The following is a 25527-nucleotide window of genomic DNA, read 5'->3' as shown; positions in this document are numbered from 1 at the left end:
ATGATCCCGCTCATTACCAGGCACCTCGTTCATATCGGTGATAGTCGTCATTGCGCTCTGCGTCACGCTTGCCAGGCAAGGGGGTGAACTCGATGGCGCCCCCTTCCATCCAGCTGGCCCGCACCGCCATGACCAGGGCAACCGCAAAGTCGCCGTGCCGCTGCTGGCCGCCCTGGCCAGTGTTTTTGCCCTTGTCGATCTTGGGGATGCCGTTGATGACCTGGATCTTACCCAGATCGTCCTGCACGTCCGCATGGCGCGGGATCGTCAGGTTGCCATCCTCAAACTCGGCCTTGAGCTTGGGCATCCATTCCCGATACCAGGGGTCATTGAGCATCACGCATTCGATCATCCCGGCTCCCCAGCGCAGCCGAGCGGCCTCCGCCAGATAGCCGCCGTTGCCGGTGGCATCGAAGGCCGCAGCCGTGAAGCGGTACAACCCATGCAACAGGTAAAACAGGATCTGGCGTTGGGTCTCATAGGGGGCATTGACCAGCTCCACCACAAAGGGCACCCCTTTGCGCAAGTTGGTAGCGATGGAGAGCGGCACAAACACAGAGAGATCCCCCTTGCGGGCGAAGTCTTCGCCCAGCACATGGCGGCAACTGCGATCGAGCGCCTCCAGGCAGGGCTTGAGGTGTTCCTCGCACCAGAGCTCAGCCACTGCCTTGCGGGTCTCCTCGCTTTGCAGCTCGAAATCCTTGGGGGCAGTGAAGCGCAGAATAGGGATATCCGGCTGCATGGCCCGCTCGATCAGCACCCGCTTTATATAGGCACCGCTGCTCTGCTTGGGCACACAGAAATACTCCTCCAGGGCGTCTTCTTCGGTGGCGGTGTCCTTGAGCAGGCCCGCCTTCCAGGCTTCCTCTGCCTCCGGTGTCCAGGGCGTTCCCTTGACCTGGCAGATGCGGCGATAGAGCCCCTGCCGGCAGGCGTCGTCCAGGGTGATGGTGTGGATGGAGTAGCGCTTCTTGCCGGCGCGGCTGTCGTTGATGAGCTGGTTGAACAGGTTATCCACCCCGTTGTGGGTGCTGATGAGGCGCACCTTGGCCCCCCACATGGTCAGCGCCAGCGCGGCTTTCAGCACCTCGGCCAGGCGGTCGTGGAAGGCTGCCTCATCGATGGTCACATTGCCCTGCATCCCCCGCAGGTTGGAGGGGTTACTGGAAAGCGCCTGCACCTTGAAACCGGAGGCGAAATAGACGACGAAGGTGAGGATGGCTTTATCCTCATCGTCGGTGAATACCTCCTCCTGGATCTCACCGGCCGCCTTGTTGAACGCCTTGGCCCACATGGCCACGGCGTCGATAAACTCGCGGGCCATCTCCTTGTTGCTGCCCACGTAAAAGTGATGACCACCGCCAGCCGCCTTTGCGCGAGAGGCAGTGAGCGTGGCATCGGCGGCCTCGGCCCAGGTGATACCGGTACGGCGGCTCTTCTCGGCAATCTTGAGCGGGCTCTCGTCAGCGATCCAAATCTTCTGATAAGGCAGCAGCACCTCGTCGGGGCTGTACTCGGTGCCGAGCTCCATGGCCAACTGCTGGGAGCGGGCAACGGCGGTCTGCGCCATAGGGCTCTCGCTCATCAGGCAATCCCCAGAATTTCACGGCGAATGGCCGCGGCAGCCTCACAGCTCAATCCCGCCTGGGTGACGATGGCCTCTGTCTTGGCGGCCACCTCTTCGGCGAAGGCCTGGCGGATCTCCTTCTCCCGCTTGTGACTCTGCATGGCGGTGGATTCGAGCCGCTGGGCCGCCAACATGGCGTTTTTCAGCATGTCGATATCCACCGCCTCTTCCGGGTTCTGTACCTGGGCCAGCATCGCCTTGAACAGCTGGGAACGGCCGAGCTCCAGGATGAGCTTGGTGGTCTCCCCCATCGGCTTGTCACCGAGCTGGGAGGTCAGTGCCGCCGTGGTCTCTCGCAAGTCGCGCAGGTGCTGGCCCACCTGCTCCACCTGGCTGGCGTGGCGACTGAGCCCCGAACGGGAGAGCTTGAGATCGTCAGGCAACCCGGCCTCTTCGATGAGACCGTTGATCTCATCCAGAATGGCGGCCTGGCTGTTGCCCTTGTCACGCAGCATGGCGTTGAGGGCATCGCGGATAGGCTCGGGCAGCAGCCACACCTTGCTGGCGCGACCCCGGGTCGGTTTCTCGGCCATGGCTAATCCTCCGCCCTGGGCTTCTTGATGCCGAGCCATGCACTGTTGTGAGCCGCCGGCTTCAATTCGGGTACGGTGTGGGTCGGTTTCTCGGCCATGGCTAATCCTCCTCAGTCTTCAGCTCGGGGCTTCTTGATGCCCGGCACGGTTGCCCGCCCCTCTGCCACGTCCTGGCCCCGACCGGTGAGGTGAGCCACCTGCACCTGGGCGAGGCGTTCGATGCGCACCAGCCCCTGCTCTTCCAGCCAGGCCAGCAGAGTCTTCACCCGATCCCGGGTCACCCGGCCGGTACCCAGCTGATCGAGGCAGTCATTGAGGATCGACTCGTTGGCCGCGCCACCGATATCCAGCAGGGAGCGCAAGATCACCAGGCGCTGCTGGGAATCCAATATCGCTTGAATGCTCATGCTTTCTCCTTCTGTGCCGCTGCGAGTTCATTCTCCAGCAGCATGTCGGCGAGACGACGGGCTTGGCGCAGCTCCGGCTTGACCTCTCGCAGCTCACCGCGCAGCTCGCTTATCTCCAGCTGCAGCTTGTGCAGCTCCCGCTCGCTCGGCAGATCGATCAGCGCCTGCTCCACCCGTTGCACCCGCGCCACCAGGGCGGTGAGATCTTCCCGTTTGGCGTAGGTCTTGGAGAGCAGGATGATGACCACCAGCCCCACCAAACTGGCCAGGGCATACAAGGGACCCCAGTTCTTAACGATGAATTCCCACACGGACTGCCTCCTTGCGCTCATACAGGGTCTGGCACTCAATGCAGCGCTCGGCACCCGGTTCTGCAGCAAGGCGCGAGGGCGGGATGGCGTCATCGCAATCGCAACAGATGCCATCCCCCTGGGGCCTTGACCTTGTTTGATGGGATTGAATAAGGCGCCCGGTTCGCTCGGCATCGAGCTGCTGGGCGCGGTCTATGGGGTCACTCAAGGTCGTCTCCTTGCGGGCCAGTTACTTGACGCTCATTTAACAATCTGGGTCGCTTTGAGACGGCCCCAGATAGCAACCAGACCACCGACTGCACTGGCCAGATCCACTATGGTGGTGGCCAGACTGGCTTGGGTGCCGACATCGACCGGCACACCGAACAGGCCGGCAATACCGGCACCGACAGCAATCAGACCGCCAATCACAGTGCGGCTCTTGAACGCCGGCTTTGCTTGGGGTAACAGAGAATCAGCCATGTTGAGGCTCCTTGTGCGGGGGTTGGAACTGACAGGGGGAAAGACGGGCACGGGCCCGCAGGCGATCCAACTCGGTGACCGAACGCCAGCCCTGAGCGAACAGGGATTGACGGGTGGCGTGGTGGCTGTAAAGCGGGATCGTCTCCAGGTCTGCACTGGTAGTGTTCTGGTTGGCCAGGTACGCCTTGAGGTGGGCGCGGCGCCCATCCTTGAAGCAGGCGAGATAACGGGGGTTCTTGAGCTCGGGAATGCCAAAGCAGCCAGCGGCCTGGATCCCTTGCAACGCCTGGCGGCGCTTCTTGATGAGGTTGGAGCTAACCAAGCTGGGTTTGCTCATGCCACTTCCCCGAACCGGATCGAGAGCAGATAGCTTTGCAGGCGCAGCAAGCGGTTGACCCAACCCCAGGCGTTGGCCCATTGACTCGGGTCTTTGCGCACTATGCCCAGCATGTAGCTGGCGCGGATTTCCAGTAGGCCAAGCAACAGGGCGCGGCCACCATCCCGACCCGTCTTGGCGGCCAGTACCCGCAAGGTTTGCGGGCCCAGCACCCCATCGGCCAGGATGCCCAGTGCCTGCTGCAGCTGGCGCACCGAACGGCCAGGGCCGTGGTGGACTGCACCATCGAATAGCGCAATCGCAATCAGCGGGCAAACGCTATCGACCCGATCACAGCGGGCGGGTAACCAGTAGTTGGCTCGGTAAAACAATTCGGTGTGAGCAGGTGTCAGATCGCGAATGGCGATATCCGGTTGGCCGTCTCGATCGAGGTCGGCCATGCCGTCTTTCTTGCCATCGGCGGCATCGGCGATACCGTATTTGGTATGGCCGCCCCGGTCGGCCGGGTGATTGACCTCGCCTCCTTCCACATCGGGACGAAGCAACCAGGCAAGTGCGGAAGAAAAGGTATCAGGCAACATAAAGGCCCCTCGATTAACTGCGTTATCCGCAGCGTACCGAGGGGCCTCTATGGCAGGGGTTTATGGTGGGTTAGAAGTATTACATCACTAGCCGCAGTGGACTTTTTGTTGCGCCAAGATGCTTAATTCCAAAGAGTTCGTTGATGATCTCTTCTGTTACCCCTATAGATGCCAGGATTGCTAGCCATTCTCTATGAGGTAACACTTCGATTGCTCGGTTTAGAAGCGTCGGCTTCTCCGCCACAATAAGGTCATCACCTGGCTCTTCCTTTGTGTAACCTTTTGTGTTCAAAAAAAGAAAACCACTTCGAGCCTTTTCTGGCGTAATCAGTCCCAATGAGGAGGCGCGATAAATAATCGCTTTGAGGCTTACCTTCCAACGTGACTTAAACTCGACCAATTTACTCCAATCAAATTGCCTACCTCTAAGAGCAGGAAATTCTTTTGAGAATGATGCCCTCGGCATCAAGAAGGCGCTTGCAAACCGATTAGCTTGTCCTTCTGTGATAGTGTCACCAGTGGTAATCCCATCATGTAAAACTAGATGACCTAACTCATGGGCGATATCAAATCTGAAACGACAAACACTTTTTTTTGCGTCATTTCGAATGATGAATGGTCGCTGATGAGGGACTGAAAAAGCATCAACTTTTTCATCAACACCACGAATTGTAGTTACCACAATGCCCAGTTTTTCAACAAGATTGACCATAGATGATATGGGACCAAGACCTAACTCCCACTCTCTACGGCACAGTTCTGCTGTCCTCTCAATATCATTGACACTACTTATGTCAAACGCAGACACATCTGGCATGACTACATCAGGGAAGACAATCTCCCGCTCAACGCTTCTAACTACTTCCTCAAATATCTCTGCACGCGCCATAACACTCTTTGTCATGGTCTGTGTACGAGAGCGCAAACTCCTAAAATGACAGACCTCAGCCTCAATGGGATACGCCCTCTGCGAGAACAGAAAGTTACGCTCAATACTTAGAAGCGAGCAAATTGTATCTAAGGCTTCCTCGGTTGGCTGCATTCCCTTCTCATACAGACTGATTGATTGCCTTGTTTTACCAATAGCGGTAGCTATATCCTCTAAAGAAAATCCTTTTGCCATACGGGCGACTTTCAGTTTATCGCCCCTATATGACTCCTGACCAAGTGGTTTATTACTAAACAGATCCATTATCTTTTTGCTCGTCGGTGCGGCGTCTGAATACAGGCGCGACATCAATATCTTTTGCTTCTGGCAGTTCAACATGTGTAGATGTTGCAGGGATGATAGCTATAGAGCTATCAATACTTTGCATCGCAACAATTGCCTGGAATTGATTAAATCCAACCAATGCAATTGTCCACGACGGTGCTAACTCCTCGTCCTCAATATGAGGTTCAACCATAACCCGCCATTTAATTTCAAGCTCTGGCTCAGTGTTAGCAAAAAGCTTAAATTGCTCATATTCAGGAGCATTCATCAATAGCCGATGCTTTTTGGATGGATTCGAAATTGTATCTTTAGAAAACTGCATTGGCACATTATTAACAGAAAAAACAAAATCCATTCTTGGGGAGACGAACTTCAACCAATCATGCTTTTTCTTCTGATGCATGATCCGAATGTATTGCATGATCCGGCCATAAAGACCCGTGCCTTTTGTCCAGGCCCAGTCCAGCTCTGGATGGCAATAATCTTGATGCTCATTGAGAGCATATGCAATCTCACCCAGAAGCTGGTTTACCGTATCTTGGTCAAGAAGGGGTTGTACATGTTGGGGCACAGGGTACTGGCTTTCCATTCGTCACCTTTTCGGTATTTTTGGATTTTGTAAACCCATTATCTTCGGGAATGTCTCCTTTTGTCAATCCAGCTAATGATCAAAAAAATCCCCTTGTATCCTATGCCTTGTTAACCGCCGCTGCTCTGCTACCACTGCATAGACCTGCGGTACAGAGAGCCCGTGCCTGCGGGCCAGTTGATCGATATTACGGCCGTTGAACTCATCCCAGATGGCCCGGTCACGCAGGGCTGCCTTGAGGTGATCCCCGGTCGGGATGTAGTAGGCGCGGCCGCCCATATAATGGGCCTGCACCAGTGCCAACTTACGGGCCTGGGCACGGGCAAGATCAGGTGCCATACCACCGCGACCCAGTTCACAAGCCAGCACATCCACCAGCTCGGCCAGCGCTTTGGGCCACTTGGCCGTCAGCTCAGTGACCGGGATCTGGTCGAGCCGGTCCACCAGCTGACCCAGAGATTCATGGTCATCGGCAAACAGGTCCATATTTTTCGTGTTAGCGTCCATCATGCGTCTCCGCTTTTATCTGCTTGAAGGCCGCCAGCACAGTTTGATAACCGGCCACTCGTCCGGTCTTCTCATTGATGGGGACAGTTTTCTTGGCCGCCTGCAACACCTTGACCATCTCCCGCTTGTGCCAGTTTTTGAGGGATTCCAGCACCCGGTAGGCCAGTGCCTCACTGAGCCAGGCCACCTCAGCAACCCCGATCCCCTTGTTTATCCGCGCCGTCTGGCGCTCGACGTAATGATTTAGCGCAGTCTCGCTGCCATCGCGCAGCAGGCCATGGCGGTGCATGGTGATCCAGACTGCCCGGATAACGCCTATCTCACCCGCCCTGACCAGGGCACCGCTGACGGGACTTAAACGCTGGCTGGTAACCCCTTTAACAGGACGTTTAACGGTCGGTTTAAAGCCTGCGGCCTTCATGGCCACCAGCACCTTTTCCAGCTCCTGCAGGGTCAGCTCGGCGGCCGAGCGCTTGCCGCTCTGCTGTGTCAGCAGCTCACGATAGGTCTCTTCATCGAGCCCCAGGGCGCGCCTGCCAACCTGGACCAGCCGGATCAGGCGGGTGCGGTCACTGCTTGGCTTATTGCTCTGCTCATCGCTCTTGATTGCGCTCACCTTTCCCTCCTGCCTTTGCCGTCCAGATTTGCCCTGCCGCCATCACGTCCGGCCCGCTGCGCCACTGAGGACAACGGCTATCGAGCCACTGCTCTGCCTGCTGCTGACTCAAGGGGCCAAACTTCATCACATAGGCCAGCAGTTGCGGCCAGTTAGACATGGCCATGACTGACCTCCCCCGCGACAGTCCTATCCCGCAGCAGCTCGGCCACCAGTTGCCAGCGCATCTGGCAGGCTTCTCCAGCAAGGGCATGAAAGCCCAGCTGACGAGCCTCTTTATCAAATTGCTTGAGCTGTTTGCACACAGCTCGTTTATCAGGGGCTGCCTGTGCAATGGCTGCCGCGCTGAAAATCTTGGTAAGCCGAATATCCATCTCTGCTTTGGTCATCGCCGTGCTCCTTTATCGAGGCGGTGAAGACCTGGGCCCAGATCGTTCGGTTGCTCATCAGTACCCAGCCACCACGCTGGATAGACGGGAGCAAGCCCCCGTTTCGCTTAGTGGGATAGTTCTTTTCTCGCCTTGTTGACAATAGTGAGCAACATGGCTCGGCGGGACTTGTGCGCCGCTCCGGTGGCATCTTGCGAATCCATGAAGTCCAAAGCGAGCTGCGCATCGCTCAGGGCAAGATGCGGATTGCTGCGTAGCTGACATTCCAGAGAGCTCTTGGCATCGGCCACACTGGTGTTCAACAGAGCTTTTACGTTTTCCATCGCATTCCCTCCCTACAACTTGGCCAGATCCAGGCTCATCTGGATGTAACGGCCCTGGCCGTCCCGCTCGTAGAGCCGCAGATATTGACTGGTGCCGGTCACCTGAATGGCGTCGGCGATCGCTTGCATGGCCTGCTCCCAGTCGGCGTCTTCGATGTTGAGCTGACGCAAGGAGAGCACCTGATTAACGTCGATATGGCCCGCCTTGGAGACCCGAAAGGCATGGTCAACCAGCGCCCGCAGCTTGGCATCGGCACCATCGCTCCAGCGCGCGATGCACTGGTCGATCAGCGTCTTGGCCGCCTGGATCCGTTCATCAAATTTGCGGTGCTCCCCCACCGCCCGGATCAGCTTGTAGCGGCCATCAAAACTGAGCAGGGTCACGTTGCCCTTGGTACCGCCCCAGGCCACCCCGTACTGCTCGGCCGACAGATCAACAAAGTCGGCTATCTGCTGCATGGCGTTTATTTTGAACGCCGCCAGACGGGAGCGCTCTTCACGAGCGGCCGCGATGATGGCCATCACCACCTCGTCGCGCAGCTTGTCAGCCGGAGCGATCAGATTTTCCGGTACCCAGTGCCCCTGGGCGTTCTGACGCATCGGGGTTGTGCTGGCGGTCTGTGCTTCTAGCATGGGCTTCTCCTTAGTGGATCTTGTTACTGCCAGGCATCTGATGGCCCACATAGGCCGCCTGATCCGGGGCTGATGCGCTCGCCTGTTCTTCCTGGTGAGTCGCGCCGCAAAAGTCGAGGAACTTGGGTAACTGGCGCAGCACCACCTTGGCCAGGTCTTCGTCCTCTATGTCGATCTGGATCTTGACCATTTCCGTCTCCTTACTGGCGCCAATGCAGCACGCAGCCACCAAAGCGCACCAAGGCAACCTCCCGCACCACGCCCGCCAGACACTCGCGGCTCAACACGGCACGCGCTTTCATCTCACTGGGCAGTGGCCCCTTCACCGCCAGCAGCGGGGTATGGCAGATCTGGCTGGTGCGTACTTCATAGCCTTTCGCCGTCAGCCAATGGCTTAGTTGCTCAGCCGTCTTGTTCAAATTGTTGTGCAGATGCTTCTTCATCCCGCTCTCCTTGTGATCTCAATCACTGGGCCCACCGCACACCCCGAGCCCGCTGGTTTACTGGTTGTTCTTCTCGGTCCGATCGAGCAGCCGGTTGTACTTGATGCCCATGATCTTGAGCTCCTCCGCCAGCAGTTCGGTCAGGATGCGCAGGGACGAACTGGCATTCTCTCCATCGCTTTTGGCCTGTCGGCGCAGCCGGGAGAGGGTGGCCTCGGCGTCATATCTGGCGCTCTTGTCCATGCCTTTGTTGTTTGACCCAACCGAGATGCGCATTGGCCGTCGCAGTTGCTGTTCCTCACTGAGCTGGCTATGGGGGCAGCCGCTGCGGCACGCCTTCCAGAGCTTGATGTCCATCGGGCTGCTACCCACATCACGGGGACCACGGCGTTGATGGGCAAGACATTGATGCACCGGTATTTCGCCCAAAATGGGACACATCACCTTGCTGCCCATCAGGGCCCCTTCCACCAGGGTTTGCACCCTTGCCATATCGCCGGGATATTTCTGGTTACAGACCTGGCTGATAGTGGTTCTGGATAAACCAAGCTTGTCGGCCACCACGGCCAGCGAACTGGCTGCGACTTCGGCCTGTAACACCTCAAGCCACGTGTCCATGAGGCGCCTCCTTCACATCAAATTGATAAAAGCGCTGTTCATTCTGATCCCAGCATCCCCCCTGTGTTGCCCTGACCATGGGAGCAAAACGCCCGGAGTCCCGGATCAACTGGTAACGATTCTGGTTACCTTTCACCTTGAAACCTTCGATCTTGTCCACCAATCGCACATACCCAGCCCTGACCAAGAAGGTGGTGTAGGTACTTGCGCCGCTGTCATCAACGCCGGAGGTGATAGCAAGATCGCTCAAGGTGAAAAACCGGCTGATCTTCATGGTGTTCCACATCTTTTGTTGCACCGTTTTTCGATGGATGCGGCGTTTTTGGCGCTGCTTGGTTTTACGATTACCAGAGCCAAACTCAGGATCGCCTGCAGTCTCTACCACTTGGTAACGGCTGCCTCGAAATGAAACACTGCTTCCAAACGGTTTCTGATACACACACCGCAGGTGACCACTTGCTAACCAACTGCGCACCACCAGATAGATATTCCTCAGCTTTAGCGGACTTCCTTCGGCTACCTCCAATAGATCGAATGAGTCTTGTTGGCACATCCAGCGCCAAGCCGCTTCTGCATTGCTGTTTATGCTTTTACCGACCACTGGTATCCCTCCCGTGCTTTGTTGTTATTTGCTGGTCCTCGCGGCTACCGGTTGCGGCGCACGTCATGCAGCAGTTCGCTGGCGTCCACATCCTCCAACCGGATAATCCGGGCATCAGAGGCCATGGCCATCTTCTCGATCTTGTCCAGCGCCGAGACGATGGTGCGCACCACACCGTTGGAGCGCTTGCGGATGAGATCCAGCAGGGCATCGTCGATCTCCACGTCTACCTCCAGCATTTCGCTGGCTATCAGGGACACGTCCTCCAGGTCGGCGGGTTTGAATTCAATCCACTGGGAGATGCGGTTAAACAGCTGCTTGCGCTGGCTGATGCGGCGGGCAATTTCTTCCATGCCCACCAGGATCAGGGGCTGCTCGGTGGCATCGTAGATATCGCGCAGGGTTTCCATGATGCGGGCATTGCCGACCACGTAATCCGCCTCATCCACGAAGATGGCCAGCTCTTCGGCCCGCACGGATTCGATAATGCTATCGACCTGAGCGCGCAGGTTATGGCGCTGGGGAATACCGATCTCTTTGGCTATCTGCTCCAGCAAACTGGTGACGGTGTCGGCCTTGTAGCAGCGCACATAGATACCGTTCACTTCGTCCTGGTTGAACAGCCACTCGACGGCGGTGGTTTTGCCAAACCCGGAGGGGCCGTGGATCAGACCAATCCCCGGCACTATGCTGGAGCGGTTGAGCAAGTTGTCGAGCAACTGCTCGGTCTTGATCATGTTTTTGACTTCGACGATCTTGTGTTTCATAGTGGTTTTGTCCTTATGTTGTGGTTTTACAGGGCCGCTCGTTAACCTTTTGCCAGGGTGTTGCGAGTGGCCCTGATGCTTTCCAGATGGCGGTGAATCCGTTTCGCCATCAGCTTGTGGCTATAGAGATACCGGGTCAGCCACTCCTTCTCCCGCTCCGTCAGCGGGGCATCCAACTCCTTCTCTGCCAGGTAAATGGCCTGTTCGTACTCGGTCTTGAGTGCTCTGGACTCTTGCCCTGCCGTTGCTTGCTGGCGGGCGGCTTTCTCTTCTCGCCTGGCCTCAATGGCGGCAAGTTCTGCAGCGCTGAACTGAGCCGGTTCACCGGGAGCTGCGATGCCCGAGAGCGCGGCCAGGGCCGGGTTATCGAGGGTGAGATCGCTGCGTTGGAACTGGGCGATATCCCGCGCTTGGGAGACGAAGTGGCGCACCACATCCTGATGGAGCTGGTCGATGCCAAAGGTCTTGGCCACATTGCGCATCTCGCGGCGAAAACCGGCCAGCGCCTTGGCATCGGCACGTTTGGCGGCGCGGAAGGCATCCGGGCTGACACCATTGCCCAGCAGTTCGATGTTCACGGCCTCGATCCGCTCGTTCCAATCCCCGGCGCGATACAAGATGGCGCGGCCCACATCGCTGGGGTCGAGGAACACGCTGACCCGCTGGATCTTCCAGTTGTGCTCCAGCAGCTCAGGGGCCGTGTATTTGAGTCCACCCGCTTTGATGAAGCCCTTGGAGACGGTGGCCTCACCGACATGGTTGAGCAGCAGATCCAGCGCCGACTCATCGCCAATGGCTCGCCGCTGATAGCGGGCATGGCCATATTTCTCGTTGGGGGTCATCCCCAGGGAGCCGTGTTTGCGGTTGTGGTAGCGGGCGTCGAGCCAGTTATCGAGCAGGCTCTGCAGCTCACAGGCCGTCATGGCCAGCTCGAAGATCTCCTTTTCGGCATCCGGTTTGCGCTTTTCTTCCAGGCGCTGGGCAAAGCTCTTGCGCGCCTCGATCACCTGCCGATCGGCCACGCAGTGCCCGATATAGGAGGGCAGCAACTCGATAAGGCCGTGGCTCATGGTGCGAAAGAAGCGCTCTATGTGCGGTTTCTCCCACCCCGAATAGGCGTTGGAGCGGCTGACATTCATGCCGAGCAGGGTGCAGATGGACATGACCCGCTGGCTCACGTAGTCAGAGCCGTTATCGGTGCGCATCACGCCGTTATCGTTGAGAGTGCCCCAGGCCAGCAGGGTCTTGCGCAGCAGCAGGCAGATCCCCTCGCTCGATGAGGTCTTGGCCACCAGCAGGCGCACCCTACGGGTAAACACGTCGATCACCGCGATAATGCTGTGACGACCATCCACCAACATGGCATCGACCGGCGTGCTGTCGAACTCCCACACGTCATTGGGCTGAGCCATCCAGGGATACATCTCCTCGATCGCGCTGCGGTATTTGTTGTTGTAGGCATCCGGGTTGGTGGCATAGGTAAAGGCCACCTTGTTGTCACTCAGCCATTTGACCATCCAGCGGCGCAAGGAGGATTGGCTGGGGATATGCCATCCCAACTGGTTCATCTCGCTGTATTGGCTGGCGAGTTCGTGCAGGGCGCCCCACTTGTTGGCCAGATGGGGTTTGGCGGTGACCAGGGCCGTCAGGAACTGGGCCAGATCCGGGCTTTGCTCCACAGTCGATGGCCGCTCCCGCTGGTAGTTGCCGGCCAAGGCTGCGGGGCCTTCATCGGCCAGAGTCCCCTGCCAACGGCGCAAGGTGATCAGGCTGAACGGTTTTTGCCGGTCATAGACGCTCGCAGGGAGTGGCAGGCTGCGGGCACGGTAAGCCTCAATAAACGCCCGGCGCCCCACCTCCCCTTGCTGGCAAGCTTGATAGGACGCCAGAAAAATATCTGCGGCCTGCAGGATCAGCAGCCTGGCATCGACCTTCTGGCGAGCCCCCTCCCCCAGCGTCAGCAACTTGCGGCCCGCACCCGGTTTAACCGGCACCTCACGCGCCAGCAACTTGGCCATGGCCTTGCCGCCAGCAGCGTGATCGGTCACGGCTTGACCTTGTTCAGCCACGGCTCTCTCAGCCAAATAACGGCGGGTTTCTATCGGCAGCGAGCTGATGTGGTATTCGGCCCCTTTGCCTTTCTCGCGCCTGCGGCTTTGCCACTCTTCTCGCTCGGCCTTTTTGCGCACACCATCGGGGTAAGCAGGCATGCCGACCAACCCGGCCAGCGCCTGGGCGGTGTACCAGGTGCTCATTGGTCACCTCCCAGCAGATCGATCTCCAGCGACTCGGAAAGCAGCGTCATGATGGTGCGGCTTTCTCGCCGTTTGGGGCTGACCCCCATGGCTGGGGCATAGTGTTTGATGCAGCGCTGTACGGCTCTGGGGTGCAGCCCTTTGGCGCGGGCCCAAGCAGCTTGGGAATATCCGCGTTTTATGAGCTCAGCCCTGATCCACTCTGGTGTTTTCCCTGACATACTCACCCCGTTTCGGTATCATCAAGTGTCGCGGCGCGTATCTTTATCATTCATAAAAGAATGATTTTATGTCGCGATGCGTCACATATGAATGATTGATCACCCCAAAAAGATTGACAAGTCTTTTTGTGCGGAATTTTTTGTCTATCGACTCACCAGCATTAGCCACTAGCCGAGAATTCCTTGTATGTCAGAGCGTTATGAAGAAAAACCACAAACAGTACAAAAAGACGGTGAGGTATCTTTTCTGACGACGGGAATGGATACTCTGAGCGCTCGTCTGGATGAGCTGCGGGGAAATCTGAGTTACAAGGCATTTGCCGAACTGGTGGGGATGAGTGAGTCGGGGATGCGTAAATACTTCCCTCCGTTCAATTCACTGCCCACCATAGACAAGGCGCTGCGCATCGCGCGGGTGTTCAATGTGAATCTGGAGTGGCTGGCCACTGGCCAAGGCCCCAAGCATCCAGATGTAGATGCCGAGCTGATGGTGCGACGTGATGAGTTTGATGAGGAGTACGCGCTGATCGATGGCTACCATGTCACCGTCAGTACCGGCCATGGTGCGTTTAATGATGATCACGAGGTTAAACGCAAGCTGGCCTTTCGCCGCAAGTGGCTCACGTTTCGCAAGTTAAACCCGGATAATCTGGTGGTGGTCTTTGCCAAAGGCGACAGCATGGAGCCCACCATCCACTCTGGTGACTCTATCCTGGTCGATATCAGCAAAAATCAGATCGAAGATGGATCCATCTTCGTGTTGCGCCTTGGCGAAGAGCTTTATGCCAAGCGCCTGCAGAAAAACTTCGATGGCGGGATCACTATCATCAGCGATAACCGCGATGATTACCCGCTACAGGTAGTTCCTGCGAATCAACTGGAGAACCTGGCCGTGATCGGCAAGGTAGTCTGGGCAGGACACGACTTTTTTTAAACTGTCGCGCTTCAAAACGGGCTCTAAACAGTAGCTTTAACCCCGTTTTGAAGCGCCAGCTCCTGTTTTTCATTTCCAGCGCATTCACACCAAGAGTCAGGCACCGTCTTTCATTTTGGTACCACGTGCCCCTGGCACCTGCCGCCTCTCTTCCAAGCCTTATCAGCCTTGAGTTTGTCCCGCGATCTCCCACTTACTTTCGGTTGCTCCCGGCTTTTTCATTCTCAGTGGTCGGTTACACCTATATCCAGTTCACGCCGGAGGGCGTGGTCACCTTCGTCAACGATCTCTTTCTGGCGATCATGGGTTACCGCCGGGATGAGGTGCTGGGTCAGCACCACAGCGCGCTCTGCTTCCCCGAGGATGTCAAACGCCGCGAATACGAACAGCTGTGGCATGACTTGCGCAGCGGTGCATTTCGTAACGGGCGTTTCATTCGGCAGGCCAAGTCGGGCCAGGCTGTCTGGCTGGAGGCCACCTATTTCCCCATCCTTGTCGATGGCAAGGTCATCAGGGTGGCCAAGGTGGCTTCCAACGTGACTGAGCAGCAGTCGTCGCTGGAGCGGACCCAGGCCCTGCTGGCGGCGCTGGACAAGTCCCTTGCCGTCATCGACTTCCAGCCCGATGGCACCGTCATCACAGCCAACCAGAACTTCCTCAACTGCTTCGGCTACCGGCTGGACGAGGTGGTGGGCAAATCCCACCGCCTCTTCTGCGATGAAGCTTTCTACCAGAATAATCCCAACTTCTGGCGGGATCTGGGCTCGGGCAGCATCCAGTCCGGCCTCTTCATGCGCCTCGGCCGCCACGGTGAAAAGATCTGGCTGGAGGCCACCTACAACCCCATCTTCAACCACGAAGGCAAGGTGATCAAAATCATCAAGCTGGCGAGCGACATCACTGAACGGGTCGAGAAATCCATCTCGGTACGCGAGGCGGCACAAAAGGCCTGCGCCATCGCAGGTGAAACCGTGTCGAGCGCCGCCAAGGGACGCGAGGTGATCGACAAGGTGCTGGAGACCTCGTCCCACATCAACAGTTCGGTCAACGAGGTGACCCGGCAGATTGAAAATCTCAATCTGCAGTCGAAGAACATAGAGTCCATCATCTCCACCATCAGTGGCATAGCGGATCAGACCAATCTGCTGGCGCTCAATGCCGCCATAGAGGCGGCCCGGGCCGGCGAGCAGGGGCGCGGCTTTGCCGTGGTGGCGGACGAAGTGCGGCAACTGGCCGCCAGAACCTCCACCTCCACGGGGGAAATCGTCTCCGTCATCAAGCTCAACTCCGACATCACCTCCAGGATCACCCAGACCGTCTCCGTGGTCTCCGACAAGGCGATGGCGGGACAGGAGCAGGCCAGCATCATAGCCACCGTCATCAAGGAGATCATCGAAGATGCCAACTCGGTCTCCGACACCGTCAAGGGTCTCTCCATCTGACTCGGGGTGAAGGGGCGCACCAATGAAACAAGCGACGGCCCAGTCCGTCGCTTGTTTCATTCTGACCATGTGCAAGCGCGGCCAGCCTTGCAGCCTGCCGTGATGTGAAGGAAATAAATGCGAGGGGCAAAAAGGAGTGGCAGCGGAGATGGCGGGCAGGAAGCTGGGCGTCATCAAGATTGCACGAAGCACGGGCATAGCCCGGCCATCAGGCCTCGCCCATATAGCGGCGAGCCTCCTCATCGGCCAGAACCAGGGCCGTTTCCCACAGCTCGGCGATCAAGAGTCCTTCCTCTCCCACGGCCGCTTCCTCCAAAGCCTCCAGCGCCCTGGCATCGGCCAGGGTAAAGGGATTGTGCGCCAGCAGGGCCTGCGCCCTGGTCAATAACATCATGCCGTTCATCTGTGAGCTCCCGGATCCTGCCTGACCTGTCTGTGCAGACTGTAGCCGATAAGCCGCTCGGCGCCAGCCAGGCTGCCAGCGCTTCCCGGTCGCGCAGGACAAATCAGCTGTCGGCAATGACAGGCGCGCGAACCTTGCGCCGCGCGGGCAGTTGCCCCACCACTATGCCGAGCAGCACGGCGCCACAGGCGAGCCACTGCAGCGATGTCAAGGTTTCCCCCAACAGCAGATAAGCCAGCAACAGGGTAAAGACAGGAATGAGGTTCACATAGGCCGCCGCCAGCGTGACCTTGACCTGGGTCACAGACCAGTTGTAGAGCAGGTAAGCCCCGAGCGTCACGAAGGTACCGAGGAAGACGATGACCGCCATGTCCTGCCAGGCCCAGGCCGTTGGCCAGGGCTCGCTGACGGCGAAGGGGGCAAAGAAGAGGGTGCCAACAAAGGCCTGCAGGGCGGTCAGGGTGAGCACGCTGTAGCGACTGGAGAGCTTCTTGAATACCACCGAATAGGTGGCGGCACAGAACATGGCAGCCATCTCCAGGCTGTTGCCGAGCAGGGCGTTGGGGGCAAACTCGTCCACCCCGCCGCCCAGCCCCAACAGGGCGATGCCGAAGATGGCGATGGCAAACCCGAGCCACTGGCGGCGACTCACCCGTTCCCTGAGCAGCACGAAGGCCACCAGGGCCACGATGAGCGGCAGCAAGGCGCAGACCATGCCCGCCTGACCGGCGCTGGTGTAGCGCAGGGCATTCACCTCCAGCAGGAAGTAGAGGCAGGGCTCCAGTCCCCCCATCAGGGCCAGCCAGCGCCAGTCTCCCTTTTGATAGCAAAAATTGCCCAGGTAGCGGTAGCAGAGCAGCCAGCAGAGCGCGGCCACGCTCATGCGCATGAAGAGCACCTGGCCGAAGCCCCAGATCCCCAGCACATGCTTGAGCGCAATAAAGGAGCTGGACCAGAGCAGCATCGCCAGGGTGAGGGTAAAGATAGGTAAAGGTCGCACATTTCCTCCATGAAATTGGCCATTTGAATAATAACCATGCGGCCTTGCGGTTGTTTAAAGGCACCTAAAATCAGATAATACTGCCGCCCTCAAACCGGATAACCAACCTTCAATGACTGAGTACCTTCTTTTATTGGTCGGCACAGTGCTGATTAACAACTTCGTGCTGGTGAAGTTTCTCGGCCTGTGCCCCTTCATGGGCGTCTCTGGCAAGCTGGAGACCGCCATCGGCATGGGGCTGGCCACCACCTTCGTGATGACGCTGGCCAGCGCCTGTTCCTATCTGATGGAACACTATATCCTGATCCCGTTGAACATCGCCTACCTGCGCACGCTCGCCTTCATTCTTGTGATCGCCGTCGTGGTTCAGTTCACCGAGATGGTTATCCGCAAGAGCAGCCCGACCCTCTATCGCCTGCTGGGCATCTTCCTGCCGCTCATCACCACCAACTGTGCCGTGCTGGGGGTAGCGCTGCTGAGCATCAACGAGCATCACAACTTCATCCAGAGCATCATCTACGGTTTCGGGGCTGCCTGTGGCTTCTCGCTGGTGTTGATCCTGTTTGCCGCCATGCGTGAGCGCCTGGTGGCGGCCGACGTCCCCACTCCGTTTCGCGGCGTCTCCATCGCCATGATCACCGCCGGCCTGATGTCGCTGGCCTTTATGGGCTTTACCGGCCTCATCAAGATATAGCGCTATGACTCACATACTCTTTGCCGTTCTGGTGTTGGCTCTGCTGGCCCTGGCCTTCGGCATCATTCTGGGCTTTGCCGCCGTCAAGTTTCATGTGGAAGCCGATCCCATCGTCGATCAGCTCGATGCCCTGCTGCCGCAGACCCAGTGCGGCCAGTGCGGCTACCCGGGTTGCAAGCCTTATGCCGAGGCCCTGGCCAACGGCGATCAGATCAACAAGTGCGTGCCCGGTGGCGATGCCACCATGCGCAAGATTGCCGACCTCATGGGGGTAGAGCCCCAGCCGCTGGGCGGTGGTGAAGCCGCCGTCCCGGTAAAGAGAGTCGCCTTCATCCATGAAGATCAATGCATCGGCTGCACCAAGTGCATCCAGGCCTGTCCGGTCGATGCCATCGTCGGTGCCACCAAGGCGATGCACACCGTCATCGCCGACGAGTGCACCGGCTGCGATCTCTGTGTCGATCCCTGCCCAACCGACTGTATCGAAATGATCCCTGTGCCGACCACGGTCGACAACTGGAAGTGGGATCTGGCCAGCGTCGCCATTCCGGTCAAGATAGTGGAATAAACAGCGGAGTAACCATGCAGTCCTTACTCGAACGCATCAAAGCCGGCACCCTGTGGGATTTTCACGGCGGCATTCATCCTCCCGAGAACAAAGATCAATCCAGTCTGACCCCTGTGGTGGACGCGGGCCTGCCGCCCCAGCTCATAATCCCGGTGCGCCAGCATGCGGGCCCAGCCGGCGATCTGCTGGTGCAGGTCGGCGACAAGGTCAAGAAGGGTCAGCCGCTGACCCGCTACGACAAGGGTCGCATAGTGCCGGTACACGCCTCCACCTCGGGCATCATCACCGCCATCGGCCACCACACGGTAGCCCACCCCTCCGGCCTCGATGATCTCTGCATCACCCTCACCCCGGATGGGGAAGATGCCTGGGGTGAGCGCCTGGGCCGCAGCGACTACTGGAATCTGGAGCGGGGCGAGCTGCTGGAACGCATCCAGCAGGCTGGCATTGCGGGTCTGGGCGGCGCCGTGTTCCCGACCCACAGCAAGCTGGACGGTCGCGGTCAGCTGACCGAGATCCTGATCGTCAACGGGCTGGAGTGCGAGCCCTACATCAGCACCGACGATCGGCTGATGCAGGAGTATGCCGACGAGATCATGGACGGCATCCGGGTGCTCAAGCACCTGCTCAAGCCCAAGCTGACCCTGATCGGGGTGGAAGACAACAAGCCGGCCGCCATCGGCGAGCTGACCCGTCACGCCACCGACGAAGACGTGCTGGTCAAGACGGTGCCGACCAAGTACCCCTCGGGCGGCGCCAAGCAGACCATAGAGCTGCTCACCGGCCGTCAGGTGCCCAAGGGGGGCCGCGCCGTGGACATGGGCATCATGGTGCTCAACGTGGCCACAGTGTTTGCCATCAAGCGCGCCATCATAGACGGCGAACCGCTCATCTCCCGCATCGTCACCCTCACCGGCGACGCCTTCAAGAAGCCGGGCAACGCCTGGGTACTGCTGGGCACTCCAGTGCGCTGGCTGTTGCAGCGTTTCGAGCTGCAACCCGAGGTGGATCAGCGGGTGATCATGGGCGGCCCCATGATGGGCTTCACCCTGCCCCATGCCATGGTGCCCGTGGTCAAGGCCACCAACTGCCTGCTCTCCCCCACCCGGGCCGAGCTGCCACCGCCCGGCCCGGAACAGGCCTGCATTCGCTGCAGCGCCTGCGCCGACGCCTGCCCGGCCAACCTGCTGCCCCAGGAGCTTTACTGGTACAGCCGGGCCAAGGAGTACGACAAGGCCGAAGGGTTCAACCTGTTCGACTGCATCGAGTGCGGCGCCTGCGCCTGGGTCTGCCCGAGCGAGATCCCCCTGGTGCAGTACTACAAGATTGCCAAGGATGACATTCGCGAGGCCCGCGCCGAGGCCGAGAAGGCCGAGCGTGCCAAGCAGCGCTTCGAGGCCAAGCAGGCCCGCTTCGAGCGGGAAAAAGCGGCCCGCGAAGCTCGCCACGCCGAGGCAGCCGCCCAGCGCCGCCAGGCCATGACGGCCGCCGGTGGCGAAGATCCGGTCGCCGCCGCTCTGGCCCGCATCAAGGCCAAGCAGGACGCTGCGCCGGTCGGCGCCAGCGAGCTCGCACCGGACAACAGCGCCATGATTGCCGCCCGCGAGGCACGCAAGCAGGAGGCCATCGCCCGCCGCGCCGCCAAGACGGCCAGCGGTGATGAGCCCGCCGATGTTGCGCCCACATCCGCGGCACAGGATCCGAAAAAAGCGGCCATAGCTGCTGCCTTGGCCCGAGCCAAGGCTAAGAAGGCGGCGCAAACCGCCCCTGACGAAGCAGCGGCTGACACATCGGCCACTGCGGCGGCACCTGTGACGGAAGCGGCGCCCAGCGCCGAGGCCGATCCCAAAAAGGCGGCCATTGCCGCCGCCATCGCCCGTGCCAAGGCCAAGAAGGCGGCGCACGCGGCGGATGACAGGGTCGCCGAGCCCGAAACTACCGCAGTCGAAGCAGAGCCGGCCATAGGATCCGCCCCGGCTGCCGCCGAGGTCGACCCCAAAAAGGCAGCCATTGCCGCCGCCATCGCCCGTGCCAAGGCCAAAAAGGCGGCGCACGCGGCGGATGACAAGGTCGCCGAGCCCGAGACTACTTCTGTCGAAGCAGAGCCGGCCGTCGGATCCGCCTCGGCTGCCGCCGACGTCGATCCCAAAAAGGCAGCCATTGCCGCCGCCATCGCCCGTGCCAAAGCCAAAAAGGCAGCGCAAGCAACAGCGGGTGGAAACATCGCCGAACCTGACGCCAGTGTCATCGCTGACGCGGATGCCCGGCAGAGCGCAGAACCGGTACAAGTCGTTGCCGACGCCGACCCCAAGAAAGCAGCCATTGCCGCCGCCGTGGCCCGCGCCAAGGCCCGGAAACTGGCGGCCGAAGCGGCTGCCCAGGCTTCCCCTTCTCCATCGACTGACAAGAGCCACTGATCCATGTTCAATATCGCGAGTGCGCCGTTTGCCCATAACCGCAAACAGACCCAGACCCTGATGTTGCTGGTGATCCTGGCATGTCTGCCCGGTTTTCTGGCGCAGACCTGGTTCTTCGGCTGGGGCACCCTGATCCAGATCCTGCTGGCGCTGGTGACGGCGCTGGGTGCAGAGGCCTTGGTACTCAAGTTGCGCCACCGTCCCATCAAGCCCGCCCTGATGGATGGCAGCGCGGCGCTGACCGCCGTGCTGATCGGCCTCTCCCTGCCGCCCCTGCTGCCCTGGTGGATGCTGGTACTCGGCACCGCCTTTGCCATCATCATCGCCAAACACCTCTACGGCGGGCTGGGTCAGAACCTGTTCAACCCGGCCATGGTGGCCTATGTGCTGCTGCTGGTCTCCTTCCCGGTACAGATGACCAGCTGGTTGCCGCCGTCGAGCATAGCCGCCTATGACATCGGCTTCGGCGATGCGGCATCCGTCATCTTCACCGGCTTCAGCCTCGACGGCTACAGCATGGCGCAGCTCAAGCAGGGGGTGGATGGCCTCACCATGGCCACCCCGCTCGATACCCTGAAGACAGGGCTGACCCAGGGCCTCACCGCCGGCGAGGTGATGACCCACGCCGTGTTCGAGGGCTGGGGCGGCATCGGCTGGAGCTGGGTCAACCTCGGCTACCTGCTGGGCGGCCTGTTCCTGCTGCAACAGAAGGTGATCAACTGGCGCATTCCGGGAGCCATCCTGGGCGCCTTGCTGCTGGCGGCCACCCTGGGTTATCTGATGACGCCGGATGCCACCGCCACCCCCATGTTCCACCTGTTCAGCGGCGCCACCATGCTGGGGGCCTTCTTCATCGCCACCGATCCGGTGAGTGCCAGCACCACACCCCGTGGCCGTCTGGTCTATGGCGTGCTGATCGGCGTGCTGGTCTACCTCATCCGCCGCTTTGGCGGCTACCCGGACGCCTTCGCCTTCGCCGTGCTGCTGGCCAACTTGTGTGTACCGCTGATCGACAGCCTGACACGTCCCAAGGTCTATGGAGCACGCCGCAAATGACCCCGGCGCACACCTCACTCTCAGGAAAGATTCAATGTTAAAGAGCATGCGCAAGAACGGCGTCACCCTGGCGCTGTTTGCCCTGGCCTGCACCGCTGTGGTGGTGCTGACCAATGAGCTGACCCGCGACAGGATCGCCCATCAGCAGCAGCTGGAGAAGCTGCGCACCCTCTCGGCCCTGTTGCCGGAGGGGAGCTATGACAATGATCTGGTGGCCAGCTGCAAGCGGGTGCAGAGCAAGACCTATCTGGGCAGCGATCAGGCCATGCCGCTCTACACCGCGACCCTGCAGGGCGAGACCACAGGCTATGCGCTGGAAACCGTGGCCCCCGACGGCTACAGTGGGGCCATCCGCCTCATCGTCGGCACGGATGCCAAGGGTAACGTCAGTGCAGTGCGGGTGCTGGCCCACAATGAGACGCCGGGCCTGGGTGACAAGATAGAGTTGAAGAAATCGAGCTGGATCAACAGTTTTGTCGGCAAGTTCCTCAACCGCGACAACGAGGCCAACTGGGCGGTGAAGAAGGACGGTGGTGAATTCGATGCCTTCACCGGCGCCACCATCACACCCCGCGCCGTGGTCAAGGCGGTGAAGAACCTGCTGCTGTTGCAGCAGGAACACCCTGAATTGCTGCGGGATGCCCCCTCCTGTGACGCCACCCCATAACGCCGGAGCACAAGCCATGGAACAAGTTGATGTGATTGACGGCCAGAGCCTCGCCAACGAAGGCAATGGCCGCCGCGAAGAGCTCAAGGAGCTGATGCTGCAGGGGCTGTGGAAGAACAACCCCTCCCTGGTACAGGTGCTGGGGCTCTGCCCCACCCTGGCGGTCTCCTCCACCTTCACCAATGCGCTGGGGCTGGGATTGGCCACCATGGTGGTATTGGTCAGCTCCAACCTCGCCATCTCCCTGGTGCGCAACCTGGTGCCCAAGGATATCCGCATCCCGGTCTACGTGATGATCATCGCCGCCCTGGTGACCAGCGTGCAGCTGTTGATGAACGCCTACACCTATGGCCTCTATCAGGCGCTCGGCATCTTCATCGCCCTGATCGTCACCAACTGCGTCATCATAGGCCGGGCCGAGGCGTATGCCTCCAAGAACCCGCCTCTGCTGGCGGCCCTCGACGGCTTCATGATGGGGCTGGGCTTCACCCTGGTGCTGCTGGTGCTGGGGGGGCTGCGGGAGATCATCGGCATGGGCACCCTGTTCGACGGCGCCGACCTGCTGCTGGGGGACTGGGCCAAGTCCCTGCGTATCGAGCTGTTCCACGCCGACGCCAGCCTGCTGCTGGCGATCCTGCCTCCCGGCGGCTTCATCGGGCTGGGCCTGATGATCGCCGGCAAGAACGCCATCAACGACCGACTGGGCCGCAAGCAGGCCGCCGAGAAGGCCCACTGCGCCGTACCGGCGGCGGGCGCCCGCGCGACCCAGCTCTGAGCCAAGAGGGAGCCATGAACAATCAGAAACGCAGGCAGATCCTGGAGCGGCTGCGGGACGACAATCCCCACCCGACCACAGAGCTCAACTTCAAGACACCGTTCGAGCTGCTGATCGCCGTGCTGTTGTCGGCCCAGGCCACAGACGTGAGCGTCAACAAGGCCACCGACAAGCTCTATCCGGTGGCCAACACGCCCCAGGCCATGCTGGATCTGGGGGTGGACGGTGTGAAGCAATACATCAAGACCATAGGCCTGTTCAACACCAAGGCCGAGAACGTCATCAAGACCTGCGCCATCCTGCTGGAACGCCATGGCGGCGAGGTGCCGGAAAACCGCGAGGCGCTGGAAGCCCTGCCCGGCGTCGGTCGCAAAACCGCCAACGTGGTGCTCAATACCGCCTTCGGCTGGCCTACCATCGCCGTCGATACCCACATCTTTCGGGTGTCGAATCGCACCGGTTTCGCGGTGGGCAAGAACGTGGGTCAGGTGGAAGAGAAACTGCTGAAGGTGGTGCCCGCCGAGTTCAAGCTGGACGTGCACCACTGGTTGATCCTGCACGGCCGTTACACCTGTCTGGCTCGCAAACCCCGCTGTGGTTCCTGTATCATCGAGGACCTTTGCGAGTACAAAGAGAAGATCTACCCGGAGAGCTAGGCAACCATTGCCTCCTCCTGCCTGATTACAGAATCGTGAATACCAAGGGGAGAATTAAGCCATGAGAATTCTGCACACCATGCTGCGCGTCGGCGATCTGCAACGCTCCATCGACTTCTACACCCGGGTGCTGGGGATGAAGCTGTTGCGCAAGAGCGAGAACAGCGAATACAAGTACACCCTGGCCTTCGTCGGTTACGGCGACGAGAAGGATGAGGCCGTCATCGAGCTCACCTACAACTGGGGCGTGAGCGAGTATGAGCTGGGATCGGCCTACGGCCACATCGCGCTGGAAGCGGACGATATCTATGGCACCTGCGATGCGCTGCGTGCCGCCGGTGCCAAGATCACCCGCGAGCCGGGCCCGGTCAAGGGTGGCAAGACGGTCATCGCCTTCGTGGAAGATCCGGATGGTTACAAGATTGAACTGATCGCCAAGAAAGATGCAGGCACAGGCCTGGGTGACAGCTTCTAAGGCATGGTCAGGACAAGATCCCCATAAAAAAAGAGCGCCACGGCGCTCTTTTTCATTGAATGATAACCGACCATCAGATGGTGCCATTGCGGCCCATGTTGATCACCACACGCCGGTTCCTGGCGCGGCCATCTTCGGTTTCGTTGGAGGCCACATGCTGCTTCTCGCCATGCCCCTCGACCGAGACCTTGCCGGGTTCGATGCCCAGATCCACGAACACCTTCTTGATGGCATCGGCCCGTTTCTCGGAGAGTTTCTGGTTCGGCCAGCGACCGCCATAGCTGTCGCTGTAGGCGTCGATCACCACCACATCGATACTCTTGTCGACCTTCACATACTCGCCGATCATCGCCAGCCGCCGTTTGGAGGCCAGCGACAGCTGGTCGCTGTTCTTGTCATAGGTGAGCACGCTGAAGGCGATGTCGTTGAAGCTGTATGGCAGCAGGCCGTTCAGGCAATCCACGAAAGCCTGATACTTGACCCGGAAGTTGACCGAGGAGAGCGACACCCGCACCGGCCGGTTCTGGCGATACCAGTCGCGGTACTGGAAGGTCGGCATGCGCCCCCCCTCCAGCTCGTCCAGCATGGTCCAGGCGGTCTGTCCCTCCACCAGGCCATCGAACTGCTGATAGAAACGCAGCTGGCTCACTTCCCGTCCGGCGATGCCGGGGCGCCAGACTGGTGGCATGATCCCCAGACTGACCGTCTGGGTCTGGGCCTGCTGGCGCAGCCCCTTGAGTTCAAAATCCAGATTGATCTTGCGGCCGGCCCGGCTGACGAAGGCACCCGTACCCCAGTTGGGAATAGGGTGTTCGAGGCGGCACTCCACTTGCGTGTCCGAGGTCAGGCGCCAGACGGATTGATCCAGGCCGGCACCAAACTCGGTGACGCCCGCCTGTAACTGCATACTCACGGATATGCTGACCAACCCTAACATCCAAGCGTTCAACTGCCTGCCCTCCACACGATCTCACGTTAGGTATCGGCAAGGGTAGGACAAGCTTTAG

General features: G+C 59.6%; 35 protein-coding genes, 1 other RNA gene and 1 pseudogene. 11 read left to right on the top strand and 26 right to left on the bottom strand.

The genetic code is table 11. The features are described from left to right. Positions 1-13: 13 nt before the first annotated feature. The 23 genes from CK910_RS14470 to CK910_RS14365 all read right to left on the bottom strand — a co-directional run bounded on the left by CK910_RS14470 (position 14) and on the right by CK910_RS14365 (position 13212). Positions 14-1585 carry a hypothetical protein gene (locus CK910_RS14470; protein WP_253852699.1) on the bottom strand — a complete coding sequence of 524 codons (1572 nt, stop codon included), beginning with the start codon at positions 1583-1585 and terminating at the stop codon, positions 14-16. Then, a complete protein-coding gene (locus CK910_RS14465; RefSeq protein WP_098983781.1) occupies positions 1585-2160 on the bottom strand; it encodes a DUF3486 family protein in 576 nt (191 codons plus the stop codon). Before CK910_RS14465 ends, CK910_RS14470 begins: the two co-directional genes overlap by 1 nt. 110 nt (positions 2161-2270) lie before the next feature. Beyond that, positions 2271-2567 carry a VpaChn25_0724 family phage protein gene (locus CK910_RS14460; RefSeq protein ID WP_098983780.1) on the bottom strand — a complete coding sequence of 99 codons (297 nt, stop codon included), beginning with the start codon at positions 2565-2567 and terminating at the stop codon, positions 2271-2273. Further along, on the bottom strand, positions 2564-2878 hold the full coding sequence (locus CK910_RS14455; RefSeq protein ID WP_083195382.1) for a DUF2730 family protein: 315 nt from the start codon (positions 2876-2878) through the stop codon (positions 2564-2566). The genes CK910_RS14460 and CK910_RS14455 overlap by 4 nt, the downstream gene beginning before the upstream one ends. Continuing rightward, the gene (locus CK910_RS14450; RefSeq protein WP_083195381.1) at positions 2859-3086 is read right to left on the bottom strand and encodes a TraR/DksA C4-type zinc finger protein; all 228 of its coding nucleotides are present in this window, start codon (positions 3084-3086) and stop codon (positions 2859-2861) included. The genes CK910_RS14455 and CK910_RS14450 overlap by 20 nt, the downstream gene beginning before the upstream one ends. A gap of 32 nt (positions 3087-3118) precedes the next feature. Continuing rightward, the gene (locus CK910_RS14445) at positions 3119-3340 is read right to left on the bottom strand and encodes a hypothetical protein (RefSeq protein ID WP_098983779.1); all 222 of its coding nucleotides are present in this window, start codon (positions 3338-3340) and stop codon (positions 3119-3121) included. Further along, positions 3333-3677 (bottom strand): hypothetical protein, encoded by a 345-nt coding sequence (locus CK910_RS14440; protein WP_098983778.1) that lies wholly within the window; start codon positions 3675-3677, stop codon positions 3333-3335. The genes CK910_RS14445 and CK910_RS14440 overlap by 8 nt, the downstream gene beginning before the upstream one ends. After that, positions 3674-4258 (bottom strand): glycoside hydrolase family 108 protein, encoded by a 585-nt coding sequence (locus tag CK910_RS14435; protein WP_098983777.1) that lies wholly within the window; start codon positions 4256-4258, stop codon positions 3674-3676. Before CK910_RS14435 ends, CK910_RS14440 begins: the two co-directional genes overlap by 4 nt. A gap of 79 nt (positions 4259-4337) precedes the next feature. Continuing rightward, positions 4338-5450, bottom strand: coding sequence for an XRE family transcriptional regulator (locus CK910_RS14430; RefSeq protein WP_216640154.1), 1113 nt, complete (start codon positions 5448-5450; stop codon positions 4338-4340). Next, entirely contained in the window at positions 5437-6060 is a 624-nt protein-coding gene (locus CK910_RS23785; protein WP_157774629.1) for a hypothetical protein, read from the bottom strand. Before CK910_RS23785 ends, CK910_RS14430 begins: the two co-directional genes overlap by 14 nt. Positions 6061-6132: 72 nt before the next feature. Beyond that, positions 6133-6567 carry a Mor transcription activator family protein gene (locus CK910_RS14420; protein WP_098985099.1) on the bottom strand — a complete coding sequence of 145 codons (435 nt, stop codon included), beginning with the start codon at positions 6565-6567 and terminating at the stop codon, positions 6133-6135. Next, positions 6557-7183, bottom strand: a complete 627-nt coding sequence (locus tag CK910_RS14415) for a gp16 family protein (protein ID WP_098983775.1) — start codon at positions 7181-7183, stop codon at positions 6557-6559. Before CK910_RS14415 ends, CK910_RS14420 begins: the two co-directional genes overlap by 11 nt. Continuing rightward, positions 7161-7349, bottom strand: a complete 189-nt coding sequence (locus CK910_RS23780) for a hypothetical protein (RefSeq protein WP_157774628.1) — start codon at positions 7347-7349, stop codon at positions 7161-7163. Before CK910_RS23780 ends, CK910_RS14415 begins: the two co-directional genes overlap by 23 nt. Continuing rightward, positions 7336-7572, bottom strand: a complete 237-nt coding sequence (locus CK910_RS14410) for a hypothetical protein (protein ID WP_098983774.1) — start codon at positions 7570-7572, stop codon at positions 7336-7338. The genes CK910_RS23780 and CK910_RS14410 overlap by 14 nt, the downstream gene beginning before the upstream one ends. Before the next feature lie 44 nt (positions 7573-7616). Next, positions 7617-7681: hammerhead ribozyme type II (locus tag CK910_RS14405), an RNA gene on the bottom strand. Beyond that, entirely contained in the window at positions 7680-7895 is a 216-nt protein-coding gene (locus tag CK910_RS14400; protein ID WP_005906326.1) for a hypothetical protein, read from the bottom strand. Before CK910_RS14400 ends, CK910_RS14405 begins: the two co-directional genes overlap by 2 nt. Before the next feature lie 12 nt (positions 7896-7907). Beyond that, positions 7908-8528 carry a DUF3164 family protein gene (locus CK910_RS14395; RefSeq protein WP_098983773.1) on the bottom strand — a complete coding sequence of 207 codons (621 nt, stop codon included), beginning with the start codon at positions 8526-8528 and terminating at the stop codon, positions 7908-7910. A gap of 10 nt (positions 8529-8538) precedes the next feature. Next, positions 8539-8718 carry a hypothetical protein gene (locus tag CK910_RS14390; RefSeq protein ID WP_005906330.1) on the bottom strand — a complete coding sequence of 60 codons (180 nt, stop codon included), beginning with the start codon at positions 8716-8718 and terminating at the stop codon, positions 8539-8541. Between the two features lie 10 nt (positions 8719-8728). Then, positions 8729-8971, bottom strand: a complete 243-nt coding sequence (locus CK910_RS14385) for a hypothetical protein (RefSeq protein ID WP_098983772.1) — start codon at positions 8969-8971, stop codon at positions 8729-8731. A 57-nt stretch (positions 8972-9028) separates the two neighbouring features. After that, a complete protein-coding gene (locus CK910_RS14380; protein WP_098983771.1) occupies positions 9029-9589 on the bottom strand; it encodes a transcriptional regulator in 561 nt (186 codons plus the stop codon). Continuing rightward, positions 9573-10190, bottom strand: a complete 618-nt coding sequence (locus CK910_RS23775; protein ID WP_157774627.1) for a hypothetical protein — start codon at positions 10188-10190, stop codon at positions 9573-9575. Before CK910_RS23775 ends, CK910_RS14380 begins: the two co-directional genes overlap by 17 nt. Positions 10191-10234: 44 nt before the next feature. Next, complete coding sequence (locus CK910_RS14370) at positions 10235-10957, bottom strand: AAA family ATPase (RefSeq protein WP_065402762.1); 723 nt, start codon at positions 10955-10957, stop codon at positions 10235-10237. Positions 10958-10998: 41 nt separating this feature from the next. Further along, positions 10999-13212: a DNA-binding protein gene (locus CK910_RS14365; RefSeq protein ID WP_098983769.1), complete on the bottom strand. Its 2214-nt coding sequence runs from the start codon at positions 13210-13212 to the stop codon at positions 10999-11001. Positions 13213-13620: 408 nt separating this feature from the next. Here CK910_RS14365 and CK910_RS14355 point away from each other — a divergent pair, with 408 nt between their 5' ends. From CK910_RS14355 to CK910_RS24670, 3 genes and pseudogenes are all read left to right on the top strand, one after another. Next, positions 13621-14367: a LexA family transcriptional regulator gene (locus tag CK910_RS14355; RefSeq protein WP_098983768.1), complete on the top strand. Its 747-nt coding sequence runs from the start codon at positions 13621-13623 to the stop codon at positions 14365-14367. A gap of 125 nt (positions 14368-14492) precedes the next feature. Then, positions 14493-15269: pseudogene (locus tag CK910_RS24675) on the top strand (PAS domain-containing protein); the annotation flags it as partial. Between the two features lie 69 nt (positions 15270-15338). Then, a complete protein-coding gene (locus CK910_RS24670) occupies positions 15339-15809 on the top strand; it encodes a methyl-accepting chemotaxis protein (RefSeq protein ID WP_441296869.1) in 471 nt (156 codons plus the stop codon). A gap of 208 nt (positions 15810-16017) precedes the next feature. Here CK910_RS24670 and CK910_RS14345 read toward each other — a convergent pair whose 3' ends face one another. Further along, positions 16018-16212, bottom strand: coding sequence for a hypothetical protein (locus CK910_RS14345; RefSeq protein WP_043141260.1), 195 nt, complete (start codon positions 16210-16212; stop codon positions 16018-16020). Positions 16213-16315: 103 nt separating this feature from the next. After that, complete coding sequence (locus CK910_RS14340) at positions 16316-17212, bottom strand: DMT family transporter (RefSeq protein ID WP_098983766.1); 897 nt, start codon at positions 17210-17212, stop codon at positions 16316-16318. Between the two features lie 112 nt (positions 17213-17324). Here CK910_RS14340 and rsxA point away from each other — a divergent pair, with 112 nt between their 5' ends. The 8 genes from rsxA to gloA all read left to right on the top strand — a co-directional run bounded on the left by rsxA (position 17325) and on the right by gloA (position 24520). Beyond that, positions 17325-17906, top strand: a complete 582-nt coding sequence (rsxA, locus tag CK910_RS14335) for an electron transport complex subunit RsxA (protein WP_098983765.1) — start codon at positions 17325-17327, stop codon at positions 17904-17906. 4 nt (positions 17907-17910) lie between these two features. Then, a complete protein-coding gene (gene rsxB / locus CK910_RS14330) occupies positions 17911-18474 on the top strand; it encodes an electron transport complex subunit RsxB (RefSeq protein WP_098983764.1) in 564 nt (187 codons plus the stop codon). A gap of 14 nt (positions 18475-18488) precedes the next feature. Beyond that, positions 18489-20891, top strand: coding sequence for an electron transport complex subunit RsxC (gene rsxC / locus CK910_RS14325; protein WP_098983763.1), 2403 nt, complete (start codon positions 18489-18491; stop codon positions 20889-20891). 3 nt (positions 20892-20894) lie between these two features. Further along, entirely contained in the window at positions 20895-21947 is a 1053-nt protein-coding gene (gene rsxD / locus CK910_RS14320) for an electron transport complex subunit RsxD (RefSeq protein WP_043556435.1), read from the top strand. Between the two features lie 34 nt (positions 21948-21981). After that, entirely contained in the window at positions 21982-22614 is a 633-nt protein-coding gene (gene rsxG, locus CK910_RS14315; RefSeq protein ID WP_043556436.1) for an electron transport complex subunit RsxG, read from the top strand. Between the two features lie 16 nt (positions 22615-22630). Continuing rightward, entirely contained in the window at positions 22631-23389 is a 759-nt protein-coding gene (locus CK910_RS14310) for an electron transport complex subunit E (protein ID WP_172955321.1), read from the top strand. Positions 23390-23403: 14 nt separating this feature from the next. Continuing rightward, complete coding sequence (gene nth / locus CK910_RS14305; protein WP_098983762.1) at positions 23404-24045, top strand: endonuclease III; 642 nt, start codon at positions 23404-23406, stop codon at positions 24043-24045. Positions 24046-24106: 61 nt separating this feature from the next. Next, the gene (gloA, locus tag CK910_RS14300) at positions 24107-24520 is read left to right on the top strand and encodes a lactoylglutathione lyase (RefSeq protein WP_042869625.1); all 414 of its coding nucleotides are present in this window, start codon (positions 24107-24109) and stop codon (positions 24518-24520) included. Between the two features lie 73 nt (positions 24521-24593). Here the strand turns inward: gloA and CK910_RS14295 are convergent, their stop codons facing one another. Then, the gene (locus CK910_RS14295; protein WP_172955320.1) at positions 24594-25469 is read right to left on the bottom strand and encodes a flagellar protein MotY; all 876 of its coding nucleotides are present in this window, start codon (positions 25467-25469) and stop codon (positions 24594-24596) included. Between the last annotated feature and the right edge of the window lie 58 nt (positions 25470-25527).

The sequence above is a fragment of the Aeromonas sp. CA23 genome, assembly GCF_002587065.1.
GTDB lineage: Bacteria > Pseudomonadota > Gammaproteobacteria > Enterobacterales > Aeromonadaceae > Aeromonas > Aeromonas bestiarum.
Note: the sequence above shows the minus strand (reverse complement) of the source record. Positions and strands in the feature narration are given on the sequence as shown.

Excerpts from the sequence above, each read along its gene's own strand:
- CK910_RS14470 (WP_253852699.1), bottom strand. The coding sequence starts at position 1,585 with ATGAGCGAGAGCCCTATGGCGCAGACCGCCGTTGCCCGCTCCCAGCAG.
- CK910_RS14465 (WP_098983781.1), bottom strand. The coding sequence starts at position 2,160 with ATGGCCGAGAAACCGACCCGGGGTCGCGCCAGCAAGGTGTGGCTGCTG.
- CK910_RS14460 (WP_098983780.1), bottom strand. The coding sequence starts at position 2,567 with ATGAGCATTCAAGCGATATTGGATTCCCAGCAGCGCCTGGTGATCTTG.
- CK910_RS14445 (WP_098983779.1), bottom strand. The coding sequence starts at position 3,340 with ATGGCTGATTCTCTGTTACCCCAAGCAAAGCCGGCGTTCAAGAGCCGC.
- CK910_RS14440 (WP_098983778.1), bottom strand. The coding sequence starts at position 3,677 with ATGAGCAAACCCAGCTTGGTTAGCTCCAACCTCATCAAGAAGCGCCGC.
- CK910_RS14435 (WP_098983777.1), bottom strand. The coding sequence starts at position 4,258 with ATGTTGCCTGATACCTTTTCTTCCGCACTTGCCTGGTTGCTTCGTCCC.
- CK910_RS14430 (WP_216640154.1), bottom strand. The coding sequence starts at position 5,450 with ATGGATCTGTTTAGTAATAAACCACTTGGTCAGGAGTCATATAGGGGC.
- CK910_RS23785 (WP_157774629.1), bottom strand. The coding sequence starts at position 6,060 with ATGGAAAGCCAGTACCCTGTGCCCCAACATGTACAACCCCTTCTTGAC.
- CK910_RS14420 (WP_098985099.1), bottom strand. The coding sequence starts at position 6,567 with ATGGACGCTAACACGAAAAATATGGACCTGTTTGCCGATGACCATGAA.
- CK910_RS23780 (WP_157774628.1), bottom strand. The coding sequence starts at position 7,349 with ATGGCCATGTCTAACTGGCCGCAACTGCTGGCCTATGTGATGAAGTTT.
- CK910_RS14410 (WP_098983774.1), bottom strand. The coding sequence starts at position 7,572 with ATGACCAAAGCAGAGATGGATATTCGGCTTACCAAGATTTTCAGCGCG.
- CK910_RS14400 (WP_005906326.1), bottom strand. The coding sequence starts at position 7,895 with ATGGAAAACGTAAAAGCTCTGTTGAACACCAGTGTGGCCGATGCCAAG.
- CK910_RS14395 (WP_098983773.1), bottom strand. The coding sequence starts at position 8,528 with ATGCTAGAAGCACAGACCGCCAGCACAACCCCGATGCGTCAGAACGCC.
- CK910_RS14390 (WP_005906330.1), bottom strand. The coding sequence starts at position 8,718 with ATGGTCAAGATCCAGATCGACATAGAGGACGAAGACCTGGCCAAGGTG.
- CK910_RS14385 (WP_098983772.1), bottom strand. The coding sequence starts at position 8,971 with ATGAAGAAGCATCTGCACAACAATTTGAACAAGACGGCTGAGCAACTA.
- CK910_RS14380 (WP_098983771.1), bottom strand. The coding sequence starts at position 9,589 with ATGGACACGTGGCTTGAGGTGTTACAGGCCGAAGTCGCAGCCAGTTCG.
- CK910_RS14370 (WP_065402762.1), bottom strand. The coding sequence starts at position 10,957 with ATGAAACACAAGATCGTCGAAGTCAAAAACATGATCAAGACCGAGCAG.
- CK910_RS14365 (WP_098983769.1), bottom strand. The coding sequence starts at position 13,212 with ATGAGCACCTGGTACACCGCCCAGGCGCTGGCCGGGTTGGTCGGCATG.
- CK910_RS14355 (WP_098983768.1), top strand. The coding sequence starts at position 13,621 with ATGTCAGAGCGTTATGAAGAAAAACCACAAACAGTACAAAAAGACGGT.
- CK910_RS14345 (WP_043141260.1), bottom strand. The coding sequence starts at position 16,212 with ATGAACGGCATGATGTTATTGACCAGGGCGCAGGCCCTGCTGGCGCAC.
- rsxA (WP_098983765.1), top strand. The coding sequence starts at position 17,325 with ATGACTGAGTACCTTCTTTTATTGGTCGGCACAGTGCTGATTAACAAC.
- rsxB (WP_098983764.1), top strand. The coding sequence starts at position 17,911 with ATGACTCACATACTCTTTGCCGTTCTGGTGTTGGCTCTGCTGGCCCTG.
- rsxC (WP_098983763.1), top strand. The coding sequence starts at position 18,489 with ATGCAGTCCTTACTCGAACGCATCAAAGCCGGCACCCTGTGGGATTTT.
- rsxD (WP_043556435.1), top strand. The coding sequence starts at position 20,895 with ATGTTCAATATCGCGAGTGCGCCGTTTGCCCATAACCGCAAACAGACC.
- rsxG (WP_043556436.1), top strand. The coding sequence starts at position 21,982 with ATGTTAAAGAGCATGCGCAAGAACGGCGTCACCCTGGCGCTGTTTGCC.
- CK910_RS14310 (WP_172955321.1), top strand. The coding sequence starts at position 22,631 with ATGGAACAAGTTGATGTGATTGACGGCCAGAGCCTCGCCAACGAAGGC.
- nth (WP_098983762.1), top strand. The coding sequence starts at position 23,404 with ATGAACAATCAGAAACGCAGGCAGATCCTGGAGCGGCTGCGGGACGAC.
- gloA (WP_042869625.1), top strand. The coding sequence starts at position 24,107 with ATGAGAATTCTGCACACCATGCTGCGCGTCGGCGATCTGCAACGCTCC.